20 protein-coding genes are annotated in these 22,849 nt (G+C 60.0%); 8 read left to right on the top strand and 12 right to left on the bottom strand.

Going from position 1 to position 22,849, the window contains the following annotated elements:
• Positions 1-291: 291 nt before the first annotated feature.
• Both nrdD and nrdG read left to right on the top strand, forming a co-directional pair.
• Entirely contained in the window at positions 292-2,532 is a 2,241-nt protein-coding gene (gene nrdD / locus ACFSYH_RS14670; protein WP_377468168.1) for an anaerobic ribonucleoside-triphosphate reductase, read from the top strand.
• A gap of 11 nt (positions 2,533-2,543) precedes the next feature.
• A complete protein-coding gene (nrdG, locus tag ACFSYH_RS14665; RefSeq protein WP_377468165.1) occupies positions 2,544-3,149 on the top strand; it encodes an anaerobic ribonucleoside-triphosphate reductase activating protein in 606 nt (201 codons plus the stop codon).
• 66 nt (positions 3,150-3,215) lie between these two features.
• On the opposite strand, the gene ACFSYH_RS14660 is transcribed toward nrdG, so the two are convergent.
• The 7 genes from ACFSYH_RS14660 to ACFSYH_RS14630 form a co-directional block, all read right to left on the bottom strand.
• Positions 3,216-3,557 carry a flp pilus-assembly TadE/G-like family protein gene (locus ACFSYH_RS14660; RefSeq protein WP_377468163.1) on the bottom strand — a complete coding sequence of 114 codons (342 nt, stop codon included), beginning with the start codon at positions 3,555-3,557 and terminating at the stop codon, positions 3,216-3,218.
• Between the two features lie 74 nt (positions 3,558-3,631).
• Positions 3,632-4,015 (bottom strand): TadE family type IV pilus minor pilin, encoded by a 384-nt coding sequence (locus tag ACFSYH_RS14655; RefSeq protein WP_377468161.1) that lies wholly within the window; start codon positions 4,013-4,015, stop codon positions 3,632-3,634.
• A 2-nt stretch (positions 4,016-4,017) separates the two neighbouring features.
• Positions 4,018-4,209, bottom strand: coding sequence for a DUF4244 domain-containing protein (locus ACFSYH_RS14650; RefSeq protein ID WP_377468159.1), 192 nt, complete (start codon positions 4,207-4,209; stop codon positions 4,018-4,020).
• A 176-nt stretch (positions 4,210-4,385) separates the two neighbouring features.
• Positions 4,386-4,883: a type II secretion system F family protein gene (locus ACFSYH_RS14645; RefSeq protein WP_377468157.1), complete on the bottom strand. Its 498-nt coding sequence runs from the start codon at positions 4,881-4,883 to the stop codon at positions 4,386-4,388.
• Positions 4,880-5,509, bottom strand: a complete 630-nt coding sequence (locus ACFSYH_RS14640; protein WP_377468155.1) for a hypothetical protein — start codon at positions 5,507-5,509, stop codon at positions 4,880-4,882. Before ACFSYH_RS14640 ends, ACFSYH_RS14645 begins: the two co-directional genes overlap by 4 nt.
• A 173-nt stretch (positions 5,510-5,682) precedes the next feature.
• Complete coding sequence (locus ACFSYH_RS14635; RefSeq protein WP_377468153.1) at positions 5,683-6,843, bottom strand: TadA family conjugal transfer-associated ATPase; 1,161 nt, start codon at positions 6,841-6,843, stop codon at positions 5,683-5,685.
• Complete coding sequence (locus ACFSYH_RS14630; RefSeq protein WP_377468150.1) at positions 6,830-7,564, bottom strand: hypothetical protein; 735 nt, start codon at positions 7,562-7,564, stop codon at positions 6,830-6,832. Before ACFSYH_RS14630 ends, ACFSYH_RS14635 begins: the two co-directional genes overlap by 14 nt.
• A 184-nt stretch (positions 7,565-7,748) precedes the next feature.
• On the opposite strand from ACFSYH_RS14630, the gene ACFSYH_RS14625 reads away from it, so the two are divergent.
• Complete coding sequence (locus ACFSYH_RS14625; RefSeq protein WP_377468147.1) at positions 7,749-8,558, top strand: HAD family hydrolase; 810 nt, start codon at positions 7,749-7,751, stop codon at positions 8,556-8,558.
• Between the two features lie 1,461 nt (positions 8,559-10,019).
• Here the strand turns inward: ACFSYH_RS14625 and ACFSYH_RS14620 are convergent.
• Together ACFSYH_RS14620 and ACFSYH_RS14615 are read right to left on the bottom strand one after the other, a co-directional pair.
• Positions 10,020-10,178, bottom strand: coding sequence for a hypothetical protein (locus tag ACFSYH_RS14620; RefSeq protein WP_377468145.1), 159 nt, complete (start codon positions 10,176-10,178; stop codon positions 10,020-10,022).
• Positions 10,179-10,196: 18 nt separating this feature from the next.
• Complete coding sequence (locus ACFSYH_RS14615; RefSeq protein WP_377468143.1) at positions 10,197-11,567, bottom strand: L-lactate MFS transporter; 1,371 nt, start codon at positions 11,565-11,567, stop codon at positions 10,197-10,199.
• Between the two features lie 589 nt (positions 11,568-12,156).
• Here ACFSYH_RS14615 and acs point away from each other — a divergent pair.
• Together acs and ACFSYH_RS14605 are read left to right on the top strand one after the other, a co-directional pair.
• Positions 12,157-14,151, top strand: coding sequence for an acetate--CoA ligase (acs, locus tag ACFSYH_RS14610; protein ID WP_377468141.1), 1,995 nt, complete (start codon positions 12,157-12,159; stop codon positions 14,149-14,151).
• 98 nt (positions 14,152-14,249) lie between these two features.
• Positions 14,250-15,131, top strand: coding sequence for a hypothetical protein (locus ACFSYH_RS14605; RefSeq protein ID WP_377468139.1), 882 nt, complete (start codon positions 14,250-14,252; stop codon positions 15,129-15,131).
• Between the two features lie 145 nt (positions 15,132-15,276).
• Here ACFSYH_RS14605 and ACFSYH_RS14600 read toward each other — a convergent pair whose 3' ends face one another.
• The gene (locus ACFSYH_RS14600; protein WP_377468137.1) at positions 15,277-16,260 is read right to left on the bottom strand and encodes a methyl-accepting chemotaxis protein; all 984 of its coding nucleotides are present in this window, start codon (positions 16,258-16,260) and stop codon (positions 15,277-15,279) included.
• Positions 16,260-16,790 (bottom strand): PAS domain-containing protein, encoded by a 531-nt coding sequence (locus ACFSYH_RS14595; protein ID WP_377468134.1) that lies wholly within the window; start codon positions 16,788-16,790, stop codon positions 16,260-16,262. The genes ACFSYH_RS14600 and ACFSYH_RS14595 overlap by 1 nt, the downstream gene beginning before the upstream one ends.
• A 385-nt stretch (positions 16,791-17,175) precedes the next feature.
• Between ACFSYH_RS14595 and mshD the strand changes: the two genes are divergently transcribed.
• From mshD to ACFSYH_RS14580, 3 genes are all read left to right on the top strand, one after another.
• Positions 17,176-18,150 (top strand): mycothiol synthase, encoded by a 975-nt coding sequence (mshD, locus tag ACFSYH_RS14590; RefSeq protein WP_377468132.1) that lies wholly within the window; start codon positions 17,176-17,178, stop codon positions 18,148-18,150.
• Positions 18,151-18,236: 86 nt separating this feature from the next.
• Positions 18,237-20,546 carry an RNA degradosome polyphosphate kinase gene (locus ACFSYH_RS14585; protein ID WP_377468130.1) on the top strand — a complete coding sequence of 770 codons (2,310 nt, stop codon included), beginning with the start codon at positions 18,237-18,239 and terminating at the stop codon, positions 20,544-20,546.
• Between the two features lie 7 nt (positions 20,547-20,553).
• Complete coding sequence (locus ACFSYH_RS14580; protein ID WP_377468128.1) at positions 20,554-21,603, top strand: NUDIX hydrolase; 1,050 nt, start codon at positions 20,554-20,556, stop codon at positions 21,601-21,603.
• A 221-nt stretch (positions 21,604-21,824) separates the two neighbouring features.
• Here ACFSYH_RS14580 and ACFSYH_RS14575 read toward each other — a convergent pair whose 3' ends face one another.
• The gene (locus tag ACFSYH_RS14575; RefSeq protein WP_377468127.1) at positions 21,825-22,847 is read right to left on the bottom strand and encodes an inorganic phosphate transporter; all 1,023 of its coding nucleotides are present in this window, start codon (positions 22,845-22,847) and stop codon (positions 21,825-21,827) included.
• Positions 22,848-22,849 lie beyond the last annotated feature (2 nt).

Here is a 22,849-nt window from a genome sequence, read left to right as displayed (position 1 = left end):
CGATAGCCTCGCGAGCTTTAAGTGGCATGGAAGGCTGCCTACCCGGAGTTCTCACCGCAAAAACGAACAAGAAACGGCAAGATTCTCGGGGAGAAATCACCGCGAATCGCAGGCACCTCTTTCTGACACCCTTCATCGTTGGGACAATGGTCCCAATCTTCAAAAAACCCAAGGTGTAGTGTCTCCACAGCGACAAGAACACAACATATTGTATTTAATACTGTGTTCAACGCTACGCTCTCAGTCAGCATTCTCACGTCACATAGCGTTATGAGGGAGAGAAATACCCAGATGATCATCGAAACCGAGCAGTTGCACGACCTCGAGACCCTTCCAACTCTGGGCTCACTCAAGGTGAATAAACGCGACGGTCGAATGGTGAGGTTCGAGAAACAGCGGATCACGACCGCACTGCGCAAGGCGTTCCTAGCGGTTCACCCGGCAGCAGACGCGCTTCAAGACCGGACCATCGACTCACTCGTGGACCGGATCGAGATCGAGCTCGCTTCCCGGTACACGAATAGCGTACAGATCTACGAGGTTCAGGCGGTCGTTGAACACGTTCTGCTTGAATCCCACGAATATGACGTAGCCAAGGCGTATATCGACTACCGCGTACAACGCGACCTTGCCCGGAGCATGGCCACGGACATCAACCGTTCCGTGGACCGGTTGGTGAACAAGGACTCGACAGTCGTCAACGAGAACGCCAATAAGGACAGCGACGTCTTCAACACCCAGCGCGATCTGACCGCAGGTGCCGCTGCGAAGGCAATCGGCCTGCGTATGCTCCCCTCGCACGTCGCGAATGCTCACCAAAAGGGCGACATCCACTATCACGACTTGGACTACCAGCCCTACACCCCCATGACCAACTGCAGTCTGGTCGATTTCAAGACCATGCTCTCGGGCGGATTCCAGATCGGTAACGCCCAGGTGGACTCACCGCGCTCGATTCAAACCGCCACTGCTCAGATCACTCAGATCATCGCGAACGTCTCATCGAGCCAGTACGGTGGAGTGTCGGTCAATAGGATCGACGAGTTGCTTGCCCCCTATGCAGAACTCAACCTTGCCAAGCACTTCGCCGAGGCCAGGAAGTGGCTTCCCGATGAGTCAACGCATCGCGCGTACGCGGAGGAGAAGACCCGCAAGGATATCTACGATGCGATGCAGTCGCTTGAGTATGAGATCAACACCCTGTTCACGTCGAATGGACAGACCCCCTTCACATCGGTCGGGTTCGGACTCGGCACTGGATGGATTGAGCGTGAGATCCAGCGGGCGATCCTCAACATCCGTATCCTGGGCCTGGGCAAAGAGCATCGCACGGCGATCTTCCCCAAACTGATTTTCACGCTCAAGCGTGGACTGAATCTTGAACCTGAGGATCCGAACTACGACCTCAAGACCCTTGCCGTCGAGTGTGCAACCAAACGCATGTATCCAGACGTACTCTCCTACGACAAGATCGTGGAACTCACGGGCAGTTTCAAGGTACCGATGGGTTGCCGGTCGTTCCTGCAAGGCTGGACTGATGAAAATGGCAAGGATGTTGTCGAGGGCCGCCTCAATCTGGGTGTGACAACGTTGAATCTACCCCGCATCGCCATGGAGGCGGCGGGCAACAAGGAAACCTTCTGGCGGTTGCTCACCGACCGCCTGGGAATCGCGCACGATGCACTGGTGTACCGGATCGAACGCTGCAAGCAGGCCACCCCAGCAAACGCCCCGATCCTGTACATGCACGGCGCGTTCGGCCACCGCCTGACTCCGAACGACGATGTGGACCAACTGTTCCGCAACCGCCGGGCAACCGTGTCTCTCGGGTACATCGGCCTCTACGAGGTCGCCGCGGCATTTTACGGAGGCGAATGGGAGCACAACCCGGAGGCCAAAGAGTTCACGCTCGATGTGCTCAAATCCCTGTACTCGCACACCAAGATGTGGAGCGACAAGTACGGTTACCACTTCTCCGTGTACTCAACTCCAAGCGAATCGTTGACTGATCGTTTCTGCCGACTCGACCGCGAGAAGTTTGGCGTGGTCACGGACATCACCGATAAGGACTACTACACAAACAGCTTCCACTACGACGTTCGCAAGAACCCAACCCCGTTTGAGAAACTCGATTTCGAGAAGGACTACCCCGTCTACACCTCCGGCGGCTTCATCCACTATTGCGAGTACCCCGTGCTCCAACAGAACCCAAGAGCCCTTGAGGCTGTGTGGGACTACGCCTACGACCGCGTGGGCTATCTCGGCACGAACACCCCCATCGATCGCTGCTACGAGTGCGGCTTCATCGGTGATTTCTCGCCAACCGAACGTGGGTTCGCCTGCCCAGGATGCGGTAACACCGATCCTGCAACGTGTGATGTCGTGAAGCGAACCTGCGGATACCTCGGCAACCCTCAGCAACGCCCGATGGTGCACGGCCGGCACACCGAGATCTCCTCACGCGTCAAGCACATGCCAGGCGCCACCCAACTGGGAGTGGTCGGCATCAGCCCAAACCCATCCTCTAGGTGAGGTGACGCATAATGCCACGTACGCCCAACCCAAGTCAGTGGCGCTCAGAGAAAGTAAGCCAGGGACACATCGCGGACTACAAGCCGTTCGTCATGGTTGACGGCGAGGGCGTACGCTGCTCGCTGTATGTCTCAGGGTGTTTGTTCGCATGCGAGGGCTGCTTTAACGAGGCGACCTGGAACTTCCGCTACGGAACGAGGTTCACGCAGGAACTGGAGGATCGAATCATCTCGGACCTGTCGCAACCCTATGTTCAAGGGCTCTCTCTCCTTGGCGGCGAACCATTCCTCAATACCGGAACATGTATGCGACTGATTCACCGGATGCGCCGCGAGGTCGAACAGCCCAAGGACATCTGGTGCTGGACCGGGTACACGTTCGAGGAACTCCTGCGCGATTCGGACGACAAGCAGGAGTTGCTCGCTGAGATTGACGTGCTCGTGGACGGACGGTTCCTGCAGGACCGCAAGGACTTCTCGCTGCAGTTCCGCGGAAGTTCAAACCAGCGCATCGTGGACGTGAGAGAATCGTTGGCCGCTCACCGGGTGGTTCTCTGGGACCGTATCGCGGACGCAGACCAGACATTCGAACAGATCGAGAAACGCGCCCTCATCTAGGGGATGGGTCTGAAACCGGCCAGTTCACTGATCGCGGGTTGCCTTCCCTCACCAAAACCGTGCGTCCTACGCTGGCCCGGCAACCGAGACAACGGACGATGCACGGAGCATCCCCGGGACGGCTAGCGTCACTCGCAGGTCCGCGCCCACGACCTCACAGGTACTGCGGCTGGCTGAGAACCCCTGGACAGCAAGCAGCGCAGTTACCCGGGCGCAACCATCGCCGCTGCCGTTGTGCAGTTCCATTGCGCCCGCGAGCGCCGAGAGGTCCGCAACGCTCTGCGCCCGCACCAGTGCGAGTCGGTGGTTCAATGGCACGAAGACAGCGGTGAGGAGAACGAAGAGTCCGGCGATCACGGCAACGAGAACGACGGTGATGCTCCCCTGCTCGCATTCTGCCTGCGGCAAGAAGGACTTCCTGTGGTTCCCATCTCGTCGCGAATCTGGCGTATGGCGCGGATGCCCACGCTCACCGCGCACGCTCATTGCGGCACCCCAATGGCCTCTTCAAGGTATCCCGTCGCCGTTTCGGTGAGGGTGATACCAGGCAGTTGCAGTCCAAGCAGCCGCGCCCGGCTGGTCGCCGTCACCGTGACGTGCGGGTAATCGGTGGCTATCTGGAGAGTCCCGGACCTCTCCCCGAGCGCCGCTGAGACCTCGGTTGCCGTCATCCCAACCATGGCGAGACGGGCACCCTGGCGGGCAGTCTCCTGCAGGGAGACGCGGGTCAGAGCTGCCGCGATGAGCGAAACGCACAGGATCGCGACCGCGATCACGGCCGGGAGCGCAACCGCGAACTCAACGGTGGCGCTCCCGGCGCAGGCGTCATCGCGTCGAACACGACGAAGGAGCCTCGCAAGAAGCATGACTAACGGGTGCCCAGAGCGGTCTCGATGATTGAGGTCAGGGCGGCGCGCACGGGTTCGCTCTTGAGGATCACGATGAGCAGTCCTGCGAAACCTGCGGCCGCGATCATTGCGATGGCGTATTCGGCGGTTGCCAGTCCTTCTTCGACATTGGTCTTGATGTGCCGCACTCGTCGCATGAGTTGAGCTTTCATGAGTTGTCCTTTCGATATGGAGAGGGTTGTCGCCGCCCCATGATTGGGCGGCTCTTACACTGTGCTCCACCGATTCGCTTGGTCAGCGCGGAGATTCAAAAACCTGTGGACAACCAGGGTTCAAGAAGCGCAAGCAACCCGGTGGAAAGCACTGCAACCCGCATGAACCCGAGGTTTCACAGGCCAGCGCCCGCAAGAATTGCCACAAGTGGCACAACAGCCAACAAAATGAACGAGGGTAGAAAGCACAGCCCGAGTGGAACCACGAGCCGCACTCCCAGCCGTTGCGCCTCAGCCTTGGCGCGAGCCAGAGCCTCGCGTTCGCTAATCTCGCGCGCGGACCTCAGCGCCTCCGCTGCTGGTGCACCGAACTCCCAGGCATGCACGAGCGCTTCCTCCAGAACCCGGAGTTCCGCCGGAGTTTCTTCCCATGCCTCGCGCCACGTCGCGCCGAGAAGGAGAGAACGTCCGGCGCGCGCCAGGCAGGTCCCCACATCCGTCTCGATTGCCTCTCCGACCGCCACAAGTACCCGCGGTATTGAGCCACCGGAGTGTAGTCCGGCGGCAATCAGCTCAATCATGAGCGAGGTGGGCACAGAGACGCCCGACTCGGTGGAGCGTAGGGCACGGACCCTACTAGAGGGCGGTCGGGCTGGATCAACCACAGTTTTCATGTTGTCGCCTTGGCCTGACGGATGAGTCTGCGGGTCCACGCTCTGCCACTCAGAAGAAGCCCTGTACCGGCAACCCCCACGACCGCTCCGAGTGGACTGGTCAGATACCAGGAGATCGGATCAGCACCCAGTAGATAGGCACCGCCGAGTCCGGCCAGTGGGAGGAGTTGTAGCAGGCGAGCGCTGGCCTGTGGTCCTGCGAGAGAGATGCGGCGTTCCTCCTCGGCCTCGATGCTTCTGCGCAGAGTGCCCTGAACGGTTGCGAAGACCGCCGACAGCGATAATCCGAGTTGCTGCGATACGACTGCCGCCACAACGACGAGATGCGCCAGGCTCCGGGCGAGTTCACGTTCATGGGCAGGCAGGTTCTGTTGGTGTCTGGTGTCAGTTTGGCCTACGTCCCACGCCTGACCAGGGATTCCAGAATGGCCGGAAGACCCGGTGGTTCCATCTGCCAGCCAGAGGAGCCGATACTCGACTGACCGGGTGATCGGGATACCCCGCTCATCCGAATGCACGCCCACGGTCTGCCACGCGTTGAGGGGTGCCAGCCCTACCTTCAGCAGGTCTTCGACCTCGTGGAGCAGCCGAAAACCGGCCTCTCCCACTCCTTTCAGTTGAGGCACTGATTCTTTATGCCCTGGATTGAGTCTCGCGTGGAGTGTTGGGAGGTACTTCTGAATCAGGTGGCTATGGCTCCTGCCCTGTGCCCGTACGATATGGCGCAGCCGTTGATGCCGCATCAACCCGGTCCAGGTCAACAGTGCACATCCCATGAGAGCGATGAGCCCGATCAACGTCATTTCAGGCGCTCCAGCAACTCTGGATATCCTGGCCCGGCAGTCAGTTCATCGCGATTATGCCAGGTGAGTGCGGGGCGGACCTGCAGGGTCCCTCCTACCTGCTCAAGCAAAGCGAGCTCTGCAACATAGCGGGTCGAGGCCCACGCCGGATGCGGTTCCCGGCGCACGTGCAACACGATGTCAATCGCGGCCGCGGACTGCAGCGTAACGGCCTCGGGTGTCATCGTGGATAGTGCGCCAAGGGCATGCAACCGGGCTGGAACATCGCAAGCGGAGTTCGCATGGATGGTCCCGCAGCCACCCTCGTGTCCGGTGTTGAGTGCGCTGAGCATTTCGGCAAGCTCTCCGCCGCGGCACTCGCCAACTACTATGCGGTCGGGACGCATGCGCAGGGCGTTGCGGAGCAACTCGGACTGACCTATTGCGCCGCGTCCCTCAACGTTTGCCTTCTTGGTTTCAAGCGCGATGACGTGTGGGTGATTCGGTCTGATTTCGCGGGACTCTTCGATCGTGATGATGCGCTGCGTCGTGGGGACGAGTGACAGGAGGGCCGACAAAAGCGTGGTTTTTCCGGTTCCTGTTGCTCCCGACACCAGAAAGTTCAGCCGCCTGTCAACAATGGCTCGCAGCACGGGTTCCCACTGCTTCGGTATGGTTCCTGATGCCACGAGTTCGGGCAGTGTTATGGCTCGTTGCCTCAGCGTGCGCAGCGAGATCAACGCTGGGGATTCGCTCACGGGTGCCAGCAGCGCATGGAGTCGCGTGCCGTCTGGCAGTCTGCCGTCCACGGTTGGCGAGGAATCGTCGAGTCTGCTTCCCGCCTGGGCTGCGAGACGGACTGCGAGCGCCCGTAGTTGGTCGTCGCTCGCAAAACCGCTCGGTACTGGCTCAAGCCCTCGCCCGCGATCAATCCAGACAGAGTCACACCCGTTGACGAGCACGTCAGTGACCTGCGGGTCATCGAGGTAGCGTTGCAGAGGGCCAGCACCATATATCTCGTGCCGTGCCGCGGTGGCCAGTTCATGGATCGCTGTTTCTCCGTAGGCGAGGTGTTCGGAACGGATGAGGTCAGCCAGTCCTTGACTCGATGAGGCGGCGAGGTCTCGCCCAACTGCACTGCGTACAGCCGCGAGCGCAGTTGCGTCATGCTGGTTCATGTGTGCTGATCCGATCAGCGAGGTGATGCGCGAAGTCCAGTAGTTTGCGGGTGGTTCGCGGTCCGGCTCCCAACGGCCCTAGCCCGTGTATGATTGCCGGTCGAATCGATCGCAGGATTGGTAGGTATCCGCTGATAGGTATTCCCAGGCTTTTCTCGAACTGCGTGATCGTGAGGTCTGGTGACACAAGCATCGAGGCGACTACCTTGATCTCGATACTGGTTGAAGCGAGGTAGCGCACAAGTTGATGGGTGTTTGCGAGTCCTTGCAGAGTTAGAGGGGACACGACAACGACGTGGGTCCACAGGTCGTGCAGCCGTAGCAGAGCGCTCTTGTCGACGTCGGCCACAACCACGTTCCCCTGCGCACAAAGGCTTGCGATGATGCTGCACGCTGCGGTGTCGTTCGGTGGTCCGGTTTCTTCTCGTCCGCCCAGCACGGTGGGCATATCGCCGTAGGCGGGGCATTCTGCGGCAAGTTGTTGGGCATTGATCTCCCCGCGCGTTCGGTCCAGTTCGCGCCAGCGCAGTCCGGGCTGGGTCTCTGCCCCGATGAGCAGTTCCATTCCCGAGGCTGGCACGAGATCGAGCAGCCAGGTCGCCTCCGTTCTGTTGCAGGCCGCTGCAAGCGCGACGGCGGTGGTACTGGCACCGGAGGCCCCCGCGGCGCCCACCACGGCGATGCATGTGGGTGCGCCCCATCCGCTGCGCGGCTGGAACATGGCTGTCCTTCCCTTGGGTGTGCATGTTGCGCCCACGGTAGTCGTGTTTGCTTTACGACGAGTCGGTTACCCACTGCGGGCATCCATCGCACCGTTCAGCCTGGGTCTTGTAAGACCTGTGGAAACGAATCGGACGCGGTAGTAGGCCGATTACATCGACCGAAGAATCGGGTAGGCTCACTGTGTGACTTCCGACAAAGCGATTCCCCCGGCGAAGGTCGCGGCGTTCTTTGACCTGGACAAGACGATCATTGCGACGTCCTCTGCCTCAGCGTTCTCGCGCCCGTTCTATGCTGGCGGGCTGCTGTCGGGGCGTGCGATTGTGTCCAGTGCCTATGCCCACTTCCTGTTCATGGTTGGTGGGGCAAACGCGGATCAGACCGAACGTATGCGGGTGCAGTTGTCGAACCTCATCACTGGGTGGCCGGTCGAGCAGGTGTCTGCGGTTGTCTCGGAGACGCTGCATCAGTACATTGATCCCTACGTTTACGCCGAAGCGCTCGAACTCATCGAACGGCATAGGGATCAGGGTCACGATATTGTCATCGTCTCCGCCTCGGGTGCGGAGGTGGTCTTCCCCATCGCGAACATGTTGGAGGCGACTCACGCTGTGGCCACCCGCATGGAGATCGTGGAGGGCAAGTACACGGGGACCATCGAGTTCTACGCATACGGGGAGAACAAGGCCAAGGCGATCCGCGATCTGGCCCAGGAACATGGGTACGATCTCGACCGCAGTTTCGCATATTCCGATTCGATCACGGATATCCCCATGCTCGAGGCGGTCGGTAACGCCTATACGGTCAATGCTGATCGCATTTTTCGCCAAGAGGCCCAGGAACGTGGGTGGACTTCCCTGGTGTTTCAACGGCCTGTGGCGCTGCGAAAAGCATCGATGCAGCGCACCACCGCACTTGGCATCACGCTGATCGCAGGGGCAGTCACTCTGGCATGGCTGCTCGCCCGACACCGCCGACGACGCAGGTCCACATAGTGGGAAAAATGTGATCAGCAACACATCACGCGGTGGCGCAACACCGCATTCTGCCGCAGACTTGAGGTATCAGAAAACGCCACAAGAACCCACGCGCGATTGGTCCACGCATAGGACCTACGGTCAAGGGATGAACCTCGATACGTAACCCACTGCACGCTTGATAACTTGTGGCGATCTGGAGGTAAGGGCACCCGATGAGGTGTCCTTACTTTTGCCCTAGGTGTCATGCATCGACCAGCGCGTTCAAAACATTAGGCCGTCCTCATGGTGAGAACTCCCGATTGCAGATCTCGCAGGTCAAGAGGATTATTTACATGTCAGCGCGATCTGATCCGCTGACTGCTGCACGAGAACGCCGTGGGGGTGGGGCTCGTCAGCACATGGAACTTAGTTCCATCGCCGCGCTCGAGGACGCATGCTCCTCGGGCGCGGTTCGTTGTTTTCCATCCTTACGGCAGCAACGTTTCCTCTCTACGACATCCGGGACGGTCCTTCCAACTTCGGCGTCCGTCCCACATCAGAGATCAAGCCTCAAAGATCCCTCTACGGGTTCCCTGCCGAGAGGTTCCGCCCCCTCCGACCTGAGTTGGGCAAGTGGGTGCCGAGGTCCAGGTTTCGCTCGATAACCTACTGATCACAACGGTGGGCACCACTGTTTTAGGTCACTAGGGTGGACAGTCATGAAGATGTCTTGGCCTGCTCCACCCCGGCACATAGGGGCACCATGACATCACAACCAGAACACCACACACAGCTTTGAGGCCACCTTGCCACGCCCCACCCTTGTCGGTGGGGCTTTTTTGTTCCGGGTACGCAACTATTGTGGGTGCAGGAGGATCAAAAAAGCCCCACTGACTTAGGGGGACATGGCGTGAGGCAGGGGTATCGCACTCTCAGGTTGGCCGTAGGGAAGGTACGCCCAGCACCGAGCCAAAAACTGTTGTAACGAGCCGTAAAAGATGAGTCATTAGAACAGTTTTTGTCTCAATGCCGACAGTCAACCACACGTTATGGCCACTAGCCTCCCCCGGTCGTACCCACCCTCCTTCCACTGGCCCAGGGACAGCACGGACCTGGCCACCAGGATTGTGCAACTCAGGTCTGAGTTCAGTGATGTATTCGGGTTTATCGACGAGTCGGTTGCTTTAGGGTAAGCGGGTTACGTATGGCCCTGCCCCAGCGTGGACACACACTCGTTCCCCAACGTTTCGTTGCCTGACACCTCGTAACTAGCGCCTGCCGACATGATCTCGATGTTGCGGTAGCGCCGGCAATGTTCCCGTATTTTCTGGCAACATTCCCGACACCGCCGCAACATTGGGTGGTGGCTGCGTAGTGCTCTACCAGTCTGGTCAGAGCCAGGATGCGCTAGCCAGACTCACCGTTGGCAACACAAAACTGGGTGGTATCTCAATGAGATACCACCCAGTTCAATCCCCGACCCTGCTGGCAGGCAGGCTAGAAGAAGGCTGCTGCCTTCGAAACTGTCTCAAAGATGCCGTAGCTGAGCAGACTGCCCACCACGATCCACAGACCGATCGCAAAATAGGCGATCTTGCCTGAGCCCGCCAAACCCCGGGAGGTGGCGCGTGGAGTTGCTTCCACTTCGTTGCTCATCGTGTACTCCCTTCAGGTTTAGCTGTGTGCGGTTTCAAGTTCGGTGGTGGGCTCATCCTGAGTTGCAGGCCCCTGCTCCGGAATGTCGTGATACTTCTCCGCGACAGGGCGAACCAGCAGATTACAGGTCAGTCCCACAAGCAGGATGCACGTCATCACGAACAGCGATGGCCGATACAGATCAGCGCCCGTCACACCCCGAGCCTGCAACATGTCCGCGATACCGTTGACGAGCAGGGGACCGGCGATGCCGGCGGCGGACCAGGCAGTAAGAAGACGCCCGTGGATCGCGCCGACCTCCAACGTTCCGAACAGATCCTTCAGATAAGCGGGGATCGTAGCGAATCCGCCACCGTAGAAACTCACGATAAGGAAGCAGGTGACGACGAACAGCGCCACAGCGGAACCGCCAACGGAAGCCAACACCAGGTACAGCAGTGAGCCGACGCCCAGATACATGATGTAGATCGGCTTGCGACCAAGTTTGTCCGACACCGTGGACCAGACAAAACGTCCACCCATGTTTGCGAGCGACAGCAGACCCACGAAACCAGCGGCGGTAGCGGCGTCCACGGAGCCAAAGAAGTCTTGGATCATGGGAGAAGCCTGCTCAAGGATTCCGATACCGGCAGTGACGTTCGTGAACAGCACGATCCACAACAGATAGAACTGAGGAGTGCGGACTGCTGCGGAGACTCGGACGTTTGCCGTGGACTGCATCGACTTGGCGGAGCTTGGCTTCGGCTCCCATCCTTCAGGCTTCCACCCCTCTGGCGGCACGCGGATCGCGATGGCGCCCGCAGTCATGAGCACCGCATAGATCGCTGCCAGTGTGAGCATCGTGGGCACGATCGCCTCAGCCTGCGTGTCTCCGAAACGTCCCAACAGCGAGACGGTCAATGGTGATGCGAGGAGCGCTCCACCACCGAAGCCCATGATGGCCAGGCCGGTGGCCAGCCCTGGACGGTCGGGAAACCATTTGATGAGCGTCGATACCGGCGAGATATACCCGATTCCTAGGCCGATACCGCCGATCACGCCGTATCCGAGATAGACGATCCACAATTGATTCAACTGAACGCCTGCAGCGCCGATGAGGAAGCCGCTGACCCAGCACACGGCAGACAGAGCCATGGCCTTGCGAGGGCCGTGGCGTTCCATCCATTTACCGCCAAACGCGGCAGAGAGCCCCAGCATGACAATGGCGAGTGAGAAGATGATCGCGATCGCAGTGTGCGACGCCTCGAAACGATCGATCATCGGAATCTTGAACACACTGAACGCATAGACCTGTCCGATTGACAGGTGAATGGCAAGTGCAGCGGGTGGAATCAGCCACCGGTTATAGGTTGCAGGCGCTACCGTAGCGCCGCGGTCGAGGAAGTTCATCAGGTCGAGTCTTTCGGCCGTGCAGAGCCAGGCGGGCTCTGTCTTGTGGCACTACGCTAATCGACGTAAAGTCGCCCCAGATGGGACCTTTGGGAGCGAATAACGGGCGTTTGCTCCTCCATCTAGGAACAACACATTCGATAACCTTTTCACTGGCAGAAATCGGGAACACGAGTCGAATGCCCGCGCCCACCAACCCCATGAAACAGCGGGACCAGAGAACTCGGCTGCCATGCCCCGGGCGCGTTGCGACACGCTTGGCCGCCCTCCTGTGGCCTCCCTATAGGCGCACCGCCACCAACCTCGGAGCCGCCCAAGCGCACCCTAGGTCCCCTGGGCGCACGCAACCCAACCCAGTGAACAGGTCGACTCGTCGTCAATCTGACATGCCACAACACGGCACCATCCAGGAATTACGGAGAGTATTTAACAAAATATCCGCTTGTGAGCGAGTAGCGCTCCCCAATATTTACCGTCTCACATGCCAAAAATCCTGCCCGTCGACACCCCATTGTGCGCCAAGCCACACTAGAGTGAATGTTGGGACCAAAGTCCCCCGCACCGAGGATGTTGCACTACGGAGGAAACCATGACGCTAGATGCCAGGCAGGCACCTGCGCTCGAAAATATGCTCAACGAAACTCGCACTTTCCCACCGAGCACTGACTTCGCCGCCCAGGCAAATGCCCACCAAGAACTGATCGACCAGGCCCAGACCGATCGCCTCGAATTCTGGGCCGAACAGGCGCGCAAGCACGTTACCTGGAAAGTACCGTTCACCAAGACCCTGGACTGGTCGAACCCACCATTCGCGACCTGGTTCGAGGACGGAAAACTCAACGCCGCCTACAACGCCGTTGACCGACACGTCGCCGCCGGAAACGGCGACCGCGTGGCACTGCACTTTGAAGGCGAACCAGGCGATACCCGCTCCGTGACCTACGCCGACCTACAGCGCGAGGTGTCCCGTGCGGCCAATGCCCTCGCCGCCCTCGGAGTACAGACCGGTGACCGTGTGGTCATCTACCTGCCCATGATCGTCGAGGCAGTCGTGGCGATGTTGGCCTGCGCACGCATCGGCGCCGCCCACTCGGTCGTGTTCGGCGGTTTCTCCGCAGATGCGCTGCGTTCACGTATCGCGGACGCAGGGGCGAAACTGGTCATCACCGCTGATGGCGGTTACCGTCGTGGACGAGCGACCGCACTCAAACCGGCAGTCGACGAAGCGCTCTCGGGCGAGACACCCGTTGAGAAGGTCGTCGTCGTGCGCCGCACCGGACAGGACACCGACTGGACCGATGGCAGGGACGTGTGGTGGCACGACCTCGTCGAAGCGGCCGACATCGAACACACGCCCGTGTGGGTCGACGCCGAGCACCCGCTGTTCATCCTGTACACCTCCGGCACCACGGGAAACCCAAAGGGCATCCTGCACACAACCGGTGGCTATCTCACCCAAACCGCGTACACGCACTACAACGTGTTCGACCTCAAGGCCGAAACCGACGTGTACTGGTGCACCGCCGACATCGGCTGGATCACGGGTCACTCCTATGTGGTGTACGGTCCGCTGCTCAACGGCGCAACCCAGGTCATCTACGAGGGCACCCCCGACACTCCCCACCAGGGCCGCTGGTGGGAGATCATCGAGAAGTACAAGGTCTCCCTGTTCTACACCGCGCCCACCGCGATCCGCACGTGCATGAAGTGGGGCGAAGATATCCCCGGCAAGTACGACCTAACGAGTCTGCGCGTACTCGGTTCCGTCGGTGAATCCATCAACCCCGAAGCGTGGATGTGGTACCGCCGCGTGATAGGTGGCGACAATGCACCAATCGTGGACACGTGGTGGCAGACCGAGACCGGCGCGATCATGATTTCACCGCTTCCGGGCCTCACCTCGACCAAGCCCGGTTCCGCACAGCGGCCACTGCCCGGCATCAGCGCCGAGGTGGTCAACGACAACGCCGAAGCCGTGCCAAACGGTTCCGGTGGCTATCTGGTCCTCAACGAACCGTGGCCTTCCATGCTCCGCGGTATCTGGGGCGATCCACAGCGCTACATCGACACCTACTGGTCCCGTTTCAAGGACCTGTACTTCGCTGGGGATGGCGCGAAGAAGGACGATGACGGAGACGTATGGCTGCTGGGCCGCGTGGACGATGTCATGAACGTGTCCGGGCACCGCCTGTCCACGATGGAGATCGAGTCAGCACTGGTCTCGCACGAGGCTGTTGCCGAAGCCGCGGTGGTTGGTGCATCCGATGACACCACCGGCCAGGCAGTCGTTGCATTCGTGATCCTGCGCGAAGACCACGCCGCACTCGCCCAGAGCGAGGAGGGTTCCGCCCAGGTCCAAGAGACCCTGCGCGCACACGTGGCCAAGGAGATCGGGCCTATCGCAAAACCTCGCACTATCTTGGTGGTGCCGGAACTGCCCAAAACCCGGTCGGGCAAGATCATGCGCCGTCTGCTGCGGGACGTTGCCGAGAACCGCGCGGTGGGAGACGCCACTACCTTGGCGGATTCCTCGGTCATGGATCTGATCGCAGATGGTTTATCTGCACGGGGTTCACGCCGATAGAGAACTTAGAAGAGTTACGCAGGTAACCAAATGCTAAGTTTGGGGGTGGTTCTCTTGGGAACCACCCCCAATGTTTTCACCGTGAAAAGGACTGTTCAATGGCCCTCGAAGCCGAGACCTCAGCCCACGCCCAGATGATCGACTCCCTCGCTCACACTGCGCGCAGTGCAACAGCCGAGGAAACAAAAAACGAACACTGGCGCGACCTGTGGCGCGAGGTTCTGCCTCTTGAGCGCTGGTACTTCATCAAGGATGACTCCGAGGAGGTCACGCCGATCTACCTCAAGGACGACAACAACGTCATCCTCCCCGTGTTCACTGACGTGGAACGCGCACTTGAGTACTCCGAGGACTTCGGCGGCCGGGATCGGGTCTATGCTTCAGCTCCGGGTGGCTTGCTCTCCAACGCACATGCCCTCGAGAAGGCTGGCGTGAACCTCATCGTGTTCAATCCGAGGCAAGAGCCATTCGCGGTCACCCCGTCCACCCTCAAGCAGCTTGCCGAGGGATTCATCTCCTCGGGTGAGGGGCAGATTGTTGGCGTGAACGCCCAGCCTGCACCGGAGCACGAACTCGATGAACTGGCATATCGTTCCCGCAAGAACGTGGACGATGTAAATGCGAAGGCCCAACTGTGGCTCACCACGATGCTGCTTCCCCACTGGTACTTCGTGCCCGTTGGCGAGGGTGAGGAAACTCGTCCATTTGCGGTCAAGGATGAGGGCGGTGCGCGCGTGCTTGCGTTCACCTCCCCGAAGCGTGCTGGCGAGTATGCCGAGATGCGCGCGCTGGGCAAACTTGAGGCGGTTATTCAGATGACCCCGCAGGAGTCCGTGGATGCCTTCACGATGGAGGGTTCCGCTGCGGTGAGTATCCAGTTCGATCCGCAGCACGGTTCGTACTATTCCTCGATTGAGCAGCTTCAGGGCATGTTGGAGGCTTCTCTGGCCATCGCTGCCCAGCACAAGAGTTCACGCTAGTTTCTGCGTGGCAGGCAGATCATCTCGATGGGGCGAAAACGGTCCGGGTGCATACACAAACTATGCGCACCCGGACCGTTTTCGCCCCATCGGTTGTGAGCCTGGGTTTTAGGGTGGAACGATCCGACGACGTGAGCGCTGGGTTTTAGTGGCTGCCGTTGAGTTCGCTGAGGAACTGGTGCACCTTGGCATCGAGTTGTTGGGCGATGTCGGAGAGGACCAGTCCGCTTTGCTCGGTTGAGTAACCGTCACCGATTGTGCGCGCCGTGAGTTCCGCCACCGCGGCCTTCATATGTTCGATGCCGTCGTCGATACTGGTGAGGGATTCCCCCACCTCGGTGATCGTGGCTTGGGATTCGCCGAGTTGCTCCGCGATCTGCACTGAGGCGACTGCTGTTTGATCGGAGAGTCGTTTGACCTCATCGGCCACGACAGCGAAGCCCTTGCCAGCCTCGCCTACGCGGGCTGCCTCGATCATCGCGTTGAGTGCAAGCAGCCTGGTCTGCTTGGCCACGGCGGAAATCATCCCGATGACCTCATGCATCGTGGCGGACTGCTGCGAGAGGTGTTCCATGGATTCGTGGGCAGTCCCTGCGCGGTCCACAACGACGGACGTGTCCTTGCGCAGGGCTTCAACGTTCTCCGCGAGGGTGCGGGCGCTTTCGCCAACTCGGGTGGACATGCCAAGGACTTCTCGTTCAAACCCTTCAACGAGTCCTGTCCGTGTCGCCTCGACTTCTGCAAGCGACTGCGCGTTTTCCTCAAGGTGGGCACGGACCTGGTCGATGTTCTTCGCCTGCCGCGAGAGTTCTCCGCGGAGACCGGTCTCAAGGAAGCGGCGTTCAAACTTTCCATCGACTGCGCTCAACAACGCTGCCGCGGCCTCGCGAACGAATCCATCGGACATGTCGAGGTAGTGGTTTATGTGATTGCGGGTCTGTTCGATAATAGGGTATTCGTGCATCCCCGGACTCGCCTGTATTCGAGTCTCAAGCTCACCGTTGGCAAGATCTCTTGCGGCAGCCGCGAGCGTTGCGTAGCCGACCTTGTAGGCCTCAAGTTCTGCACGTATCTGCGCCTCACGTGATGCGGCGCGGGATCGGATGAACCGTTTATTGGTGTCTACCATCAGTGGTCCTCCACGATTCGCCAGATCCATTGGCTGTAGGTGAGATCTCGTTCGGCGAGAAGGGCACGGAGGCACGCGAAGGATGCGTCCGCTCTGGCCCGCCCGGTGAGGCCGGTTTCCGCTGCTCGCATCTGTGCGTAGACCGGTTCGATCTGAGCGATTGCCCCTCGTGAGGCGCTACGGCGCATTGAGTGATAACCCACGTGTTTCCCGTGTTTGTCGTAGGAGGGTGTCGCGTGTGCGAGTACCCAGTAGTGGGCGCCGTCGAGCGCCAGGTTCTTGACGTAGGCGAACAACTCTTGCCTGGTGCTGATTGAGTCCCAGAGCAGTTTGTAGATCCCCGCAGGCATGTCCGGGTGTCGAATGAAGTTATGTGGGCTGCCGAGTGCTTGTTCCTCGGCAACGGCGGAGATTTTCAAGAAGACATCGTTGGTGTAGGTCAGGTGACCTCTCAGGTCGGTTTTGGTCACGATGATGTCCTCTTGGGACAGCATCCTTTCAACCCCCGTAGGTTGTACCACAAGCGTCATTGCCCGCTCTCCCCCTTCTTTTTATGACGACTATCACTCAATATGTACGTCCAAGTGGTTTAAGTCATTAACGTTTACTGATTTTTCTTTTCCAGATCCAATATTTTGATAAACAAATACCTGTAAAATATTCCCCCTGTTCCCGCGACGATAGAAGGATCCAGCGCTGTTCAAGAAACAAACTCAGACATGCGATGCGAAGTAATTTGGTATCCCTGAAAACAATCCGGGCCGTCATGTGGCACACCTATCTCGATGTAAATACTGTTTTACCGCCCTACACGCCCATCAGCCTGCACGGACGCTCTGGTGCCGAGGAGGTGAAATCCTGGCAATAGTCCTCTAGCCTTTGAGAACGCTGGCCAGCCGTGATGCAATCAAGAACATGGAAACCCGACTCCTCACTGCCGTGGGCCCCATCAGCGAGCAGACCGCGCAGGCGGTCCATGAGTTGGTGCGATTGTGCACTGACAAAACCGGAGTCGCCCCGATCTCCGAACAGCCTCTCCTGTGGCTCCATGATCCACGAGCACACGTCGCTCACATCGTCGCGACCAAGGACAACGCACTCGTTGCCTATGCCCAGGCCGATCTCTCCGATCCCACGGAGATCACGATCGAACTCGCAGTTCACCCTGACCTGACCGATCTGGTTCTTGAACGCCGTCTCCTTGAGGCGGGCGCATACGTCGCCGACGAGAATGCCTCCGCCTACTCCGTGTGGCTACACGGCCCGTACAACGACTACATCCAACTCTTCGAGGAAAACGGGTTCTCAGTTGTCCGATCCATTTCGCGCCGCGCTGCGCCGCTGCAGATTGTCGACGATACCCCAGACCCGGCAATCCCAGCCGACCCAGCACACAACGTGGGGTTTGGTCGGCACGCGGCCGACTCGTCGGCGAACAGGCACGTCATCCGCGCTTTCCAGCCTGGCATTGATGACGAGGCATGGGTGCGGGCAAATGCCGAGGCCTTTGCCTGGCACCCTGAACAGGGCAGACTGACCCTGCACGATCTGCATGCACGTATGCACGAACCGTGGTTTGATGCCGCCCTGTTCCTCGTGGCTCCCAGTGAAACCCGTCCCGACGAACTCGATGGATTCTCGTGGCTCAAGGTGCCGGAAGGCGCAACGAGCGGGGAGATCTACGCCCTCGCGACAGTCCCGGAGGCTCGCGGACGGGGACTTGGCCGCGAACTGCTCACCCACAGTCTCGAACTGCTGCACGCTCGCGGACTCGGCCGGGTTGATCTGTACGTGGAGACCACCAACGACAGGGCGCTTGCACTCTACGATTCGTTTGGATTCGAGCAGATTGAGTTGCATTCAAAGATGACTCGGCCACCGCGCGTGTAATACTCGGGTGAACAACAGGAAAACTTAAGTACATTGGTGGCGGCGTCACCTGCCCCAACCAGCCCATGAGATGGCACCATTGAGATATGACAGCAAGCAATGACACCGCCGACCAGGCAGCCGGCTCACACCCCAGCGAGCAGGGTGAGCTACCGACCTCGCAAGAGCTCGCCGAGTACATCGCGGAGCACATTGCCGAGGTAGACCACACATCTGCTCCACTCGACCTCGCGGAACTGCCGGATGACCGGTTTGCCGACCGCGAGTTGTCGTGGCTGTCATTCAACGAACGCGTATTGAGCCTCGCCGAGGACCCTCATCTTCCGCTCCTGGAGCGGGTCCGGTTCGCAGCGATCTTCGCGTCAAACCTCGATGAGTACTTCATGGTCCGTGTCGCTGGCCTCAAGCGCCGTATCGCAACCGGTCTCGCTGTCACGTCCGCATCGGGTATGAGTCCACGCCAGACCCTCGACGCGATTTCGGCCCGCGCGCACGAACTGATGGACCGTCACGCAGGACTGTTCGAGCAAACCCTGACTCCGGCTCTCGCCGAGGAGGGCGTCACGATCGTGCGGTGGGATGAACTGTCTACCCAGGAGAAGGACCGTCTGCACAAGTTCTTCCGCAAGCGAATCTTCCCGGTGCTGACCCCTCTCGCGGTTGACCCTGCACACCCGTTCCCCTACATCTCTGGTTTGTCGCTCAACCTGGCGATCATGCTCACGAACCCGGCGACTGGCAAAGAGCACTTCGCACGAGTCAAGGTTCCCCCACTGCTGCCGCGCTTCATCGCAGTTGACGCCAAAGGCCGCCCAAGCGCACCGGACACCCAGTCCCTCGAAAAGGGTGCCACCTCGTTCGTGCCACTCGAGGACATCATCGCCCACCACCTGGATTACCTGTTCCCCGGCATGGAGATCAGCGAGTACCACACGTTCCGCGTAACCCGTAACGAGGACGTCGAGGTTGAAGAGGACGACGCGGAAAACCTGCTCAAGGCGATGGAGAAGGAACTCCTGCGCCGCAAGTTCGGACCTCCTGTCCGCCTCGAACTCGCGCAGGGCATCTCCAGTCGCATCCGACGCCTGCTCGTGCGTGAACTCGGCGTCACAGAGGATGAGGTGTACACGCTACCTGCACCACTCGACCTGACGGGTCTGAACCTGATCGCAGACCTCGACCGGGCAGACCTGCACTACAAGGCCTTCGTCCCCACGACGAACCGCCTTCTCGCCGAGGTCGAGAGTGCCACTCCAAGCGACATCTTCGAGGCGATCCGCCGCAACGACGTCATGCTGCACCACCCCTATGATTCGTTCTCGACCTCGGTTCAGACCTTCCTCGAGCAGGCTGCGGCCGATCCGAACGTGCTCGCGATCAAGCAGACGCTGTACCGAACCTCCGGTGACTCACCTATCGTGGATGCGCTGATCGACGCGGCTGAGGCGGGCAAGCAGGTGCTCGCGCTCGTGGAGATCAAGGCACGGTTCGATGAGCAGAACAACATCTCGTGGGCACGCAAGCTCGAACAGGCTGGCGTGCACGTGGTCTACGGAATCGTCGGACTCAAAACACACTGCAAGCTCTCACTTGTCGTACGCCAGGAACCAGATGGACTGCGCCGTTACTGCCACGTGGGAACCGGAAACTACAACCCCAAGACCGCGCGCCTATACACCGACCTTGGGCTGCTCACCTGCGATCCAGACGTCGGTCAGGACCTGACCCGCCTGTTCAACCAGTTGTCCGGGTATGCGCCCCAGTCCCAGTTCCACCGGTTGCTCGTTGCCCCACGCACCGTGCGCACGGGTCTCATCGCCCGCATCGACCGGGAGGCGGAGGCCGCACGCCGTGGCCTGCCCGCCTGGGTCAAGATCAAGGTCAACTCGATCGTGGACGAGCAGACCATCGATGCGCTCTACCGTGCGTCGCAGGCAGGCGTACAGATCGATCTGATCGTTCGCGGTATCTGCGCGGTGCGCCCAGGAGTCCCAGGACTCTCCGAGAACATCCGAGTGCGCTCGATTCTGGGCCGATACCTCGAACACGCCCGTATCTTCGCGTTCGCCAACTCGTTGGTGCGTAACGGCGAGGAGGAATACGTTCTCAAGGGCTCCGCCAGGATTGAGGACCAGCCGGACGTGTTCATCGGCTCTGCTGACCTCATGCATCGCAACCTGATCCGCCGAGTGGAGGCACTCGTCTCGATCAGCGATGAATCCCAGATCCAGAACCTCATCAAACTACTCGATATCTCGATGTCTGACGAGGTGGCCACATTCCACCTGCATCCGGATGACACGTGGACGCGCGAGCACCTCGATGCCGAAGGTAACCTCAAACTCGACCTGCAACAAGAGTTGATCAACCGTCAGCGCAAGCGCCTGTCGCTCTAGGACCACGTTGAGTATCGATCCACCAAAGAAAAAAGTTCAGGGTGGCAGGGTTCACGGCACGACCGGTGTCGCGAGTCCTGCCCTTGAGAACACACCCGTCATTGAATGTGCGGGGGCCCTCGTCTGGCGGGTGCGCGACGGAGAACTCCAGGTTCTCCTGATCCACCGCCCCAAGTACAACGACTGGTCGTGGCCAAAGGGAAAGGTCGATCCCGGTGAGACTCTTGCTGCCGCCGCGGTGCGAGAGACCAAGGAGGAGACCGGAAAGTACGTGGCCCTTGGTATCGCGCTTCCTGGGCTTCAGTACATCACCCCTGAAGGCGCTTTGAAGCGGGTGCACTACTGGGCAGCCTCCGTCATCAAGAAGTCCGATGCTTCGGTAACCGCTCGCGCACCGGTTGCGGAGGTTGACGTATCCGAGGTCGATGAGACCAAGTGGATGAGCGTCGAGGACGCTGCGAAGAAGCTGACGAGGGAAGCCGACCGTGCACCTCTTGCCGCATTGGCGAAGGCCTACGGTCAGGGCGATCTCGACACCCGTGTGCTCGCTATCGTCCGGCATGGCAAGGCCTTGGCTCGCTCTCAATGGCAGGGCGGAGAGGCGAACCGGCCTCTGACGCCGCTCGGAGTCGCACAGGCCAGCGCGCTCGTGCCCGTACTCGCTGCATTTGGGATCGGGAGGATAGTGACGAGCGAGTGGCTGCGCTGCGCTGACACGATCGCCCCTTACGTGCGGGCCGCGGGGGTGCTCAGCACGGAGTCTGACCTGTTCACGGAGGCCGCTCACGAACGCAACCCCAAGGCGGTGACCGCTGCGCTCACCAGGTTGATTCAGGCTGATTCGTCGAGTGTTCTGTGTAGTCACAGGCCTGTTCTACCCACGATATTCAAGACGATGGCCAAGGCCACTCCGAGTTCCACGGTGCGTAGCGCCTATCCCTCGGCGGACCCGTATCTATCCCCTGGGGAGATTCTGCTCGCGCATGTCGCCCCCGGTGAAGACCCCGGCGATGCACGGATTGTCGGTGTGGAGTTGGTGCGCCCGGCGATCCATTAACACTCGATGGGGTGTTTTTGGCCCGGTTGCACAGCATTTTGGTGTGCACTCGGACTATTTTGGCCCCATCGGTTGTGAGTGGATTCCAGTACCTGTAACTGCTGCACTTGTTAGCCTAGTTTTCGTTTTCAGTACGGAGAATCCTGGGGCAGATACGACTGTGGCTTCCCACCCCTGTTCGGTGGGAAGCCACAGTCGTATCCGTATAGCAGTTAGGGGCGCTATAAGCCCAGCACGAAGTGCAAAAACTCGTACATGACCCAGCCGACCAGCGCCGCTGCCGGCAGCGTGAGTATCCAGGCAACCACAATCGACTTGGCGACACCCCAACGCACTGCGGATAGCCGCTTGGTTGCGCCCACACCCATGATCGCCGTGGTCACGGTGTGCGTGGTCGACACGGGCGCGTGTAGCCCCATCGCCATGACGTACAGGACAACGGCGGACACCGACTCGGCGACGAACCCACGTGGTGGGTCCACCTCAATGATCTTGCGGCCGAGCGTACGCATGATGCGGCCACCGCCGGCTGCCGTTCCCAGCGAGATGGCGGCTGCGGCGGAAAGTTTAATCCAGATAGGGATATCCTTCGTAGCATCAGCCCAACCAACGGTGTAGGCAGCCATGAAGATGACACCCATGGTCTTCTGGGCGTCTTGCAGGCCGTGGCCAAGGGCAAGTGCGGCGGCCGATGCGGTCTGTGCCAGACGGAAGCGGCGGTTGGTCTTGGACGGCGCCGCCTTGCGGAGCAACCATAGGACCGCGCACATGATCAGGTAGGCGCCGCCGAAACCGATCAGTGGGGACAGGAACATGGGGATGACCACCTTGTCGGTCACGTTGCCCCACTGCACCGAGGCGGCACCAGCAATACCCGCACCGACCAGACCACCGATGAGTGCGTGGGTTGACGAGGACGGCAGCCCAAACCACCAGGTGATCATGTTCCACGTGATGGCACCGATAAGGGCTGCGACCACGATCACGAGGGCATGGTGGTTCGTTCCCTCAGCGGCTGTCAGATCATCGAGCCGCACAATGTCTTTGGCGATCGTGTTGGCAACAGTCGTGCCGAGGAGGGCACCCACGAAGTTCAGCACCGCAGCCATGCCGAGTGCGATCTTCGGGGTTAGCGCGCGCGTGGACACCGAGGTGGCGATCGCGTTCGCAGCGTCATGGAAGCCGTTGGTGAAGTCGAAGCTCAAAGCGAGCACGACAACGGCTATGGCGAGAGCGATTTCCACCT

The sequence above is a fragment of the Populibacterium corticicola genome, assembly GCF_042683685.1.
Lineage (GTDB): Bacteria > Actinomycetota > Actinomycetes > Actinomycetales > Cellulomonadaceae > Timonella > Timonella corticicola.
Note: the sequence above shows the minus strand (reverse complement) of the source record. Positions and strands in the feature narration are given on the sequence as shown.

Excerpts from the sequence above, each read along its gene's own strand:
- ACFSYH_RS14650 (WP_377468159.1), bottom strand. The coding sequence starts at position 4,209 with ATGAAAGCTCAACTCATGCGACGAGTGCGGCACATCAAGACCAATGTC.
- ACFSYH_RS14595 (WP_377468134.1), bottom strand. The coding sequence starts at position 16,790 with ATGACGCTTGTGGTACAACCTACGGGGGTTGAAAGGATGCTGTCCCAA.
- ACFSYH_RS14645 (WP_377468157.1), bottom strand. The coding sequence starts at position 4,883 with ATGAAAACTGTGGTTGATCCAGCCCGACCGCCCTCTAGTAGGGTCCGT.
- ACFSYH_RS14600 (WP_377468137.1), bottom strand. The coding sequence starts at position 16,260 with ATGGTAGACACCAATAAACGGTTCATCCGATCCCGCGCCGCATCACGT.
- acs (WP_377468141.1), top strand. The coding sequence starts at position 12,157 with ATGACGCTAGATGCCAGGCAGGCACCTGCGCTCGAAAATATGCTCAAC.
- ACFSYH_RS14615 (WP_377468143.1), bottom strand. The coding sequence starts at position 11,567 with ATGAACTTCCTCGACCGCGGCGCTACGGTAGCGCCTGCAACCTATAAC.
- nrdG (WP_377468165.1), top strand. The coding sequence starts at position 2,544 with ATGCCACGTACGCCCAACCCAAGTCAGTGGCGCTCAGAGAAAGTAAGC.
- ACFSYH_RS14605 (WP_377468139.1), top strand. The coding sequence starts at position 14,250 with ATGGCCCTCGAAGCCGAGACCTCAGCCCACGCCCAGATGATCGACTCC.
- nrdD (WP_377468168.1), top strand. The coding sequence starts at position 292 with ATGATCATCGAAACCGAGCAGTTGCACGACCTCGAGACCCTTCCAACT.
- ACFSYH_RS14635 (WP_377468153.1), bottom strand. The coding sequence starts at position 6,843 with ATGAACCAGCATGACGCAACTGCGCTCGCGGCTGTACGCAGTGCAGTT.
- ACFSYH_RS14585 (WP_377468130.1), top strand. The coding sequence starts at position 18,237 with ATGACAGCAAGCAATGACACCGCCGACCAGGCAGCCGGCTCACACCCC.
- ACFSYH_RS14620 (WP_377468145.1), bottom strand. The coding sequence starts at position 10,178 with ATGAGCAACGAAGTGGAAGCAACTCCACGCGCCACCTCCCGGGGTTTG.
- mshD (WP_377468132.1), top strand. The coding sequence starts at position 17,176 with ATGGAAACCCGACTCCTCACTGCCGTGGGCCCCATCAGCGAGCAGACC.
- ACFSYH_RS14630 (WP_377468150.1), bottom strand. The coding sequence starts at position 7,564 with ATGTTCCAGCCGCGCAGCGGATGGGGCGCACCCACATGCATCGCCGTG.
- ACFSYH_RS14655 (WP_377468161.1), bottom strand. The coding sequence starts at position 4,015 with ATGCTTCTTGCGAGGCTCCTTCGTCGTGTTCGACGCGATGACGCCTGC.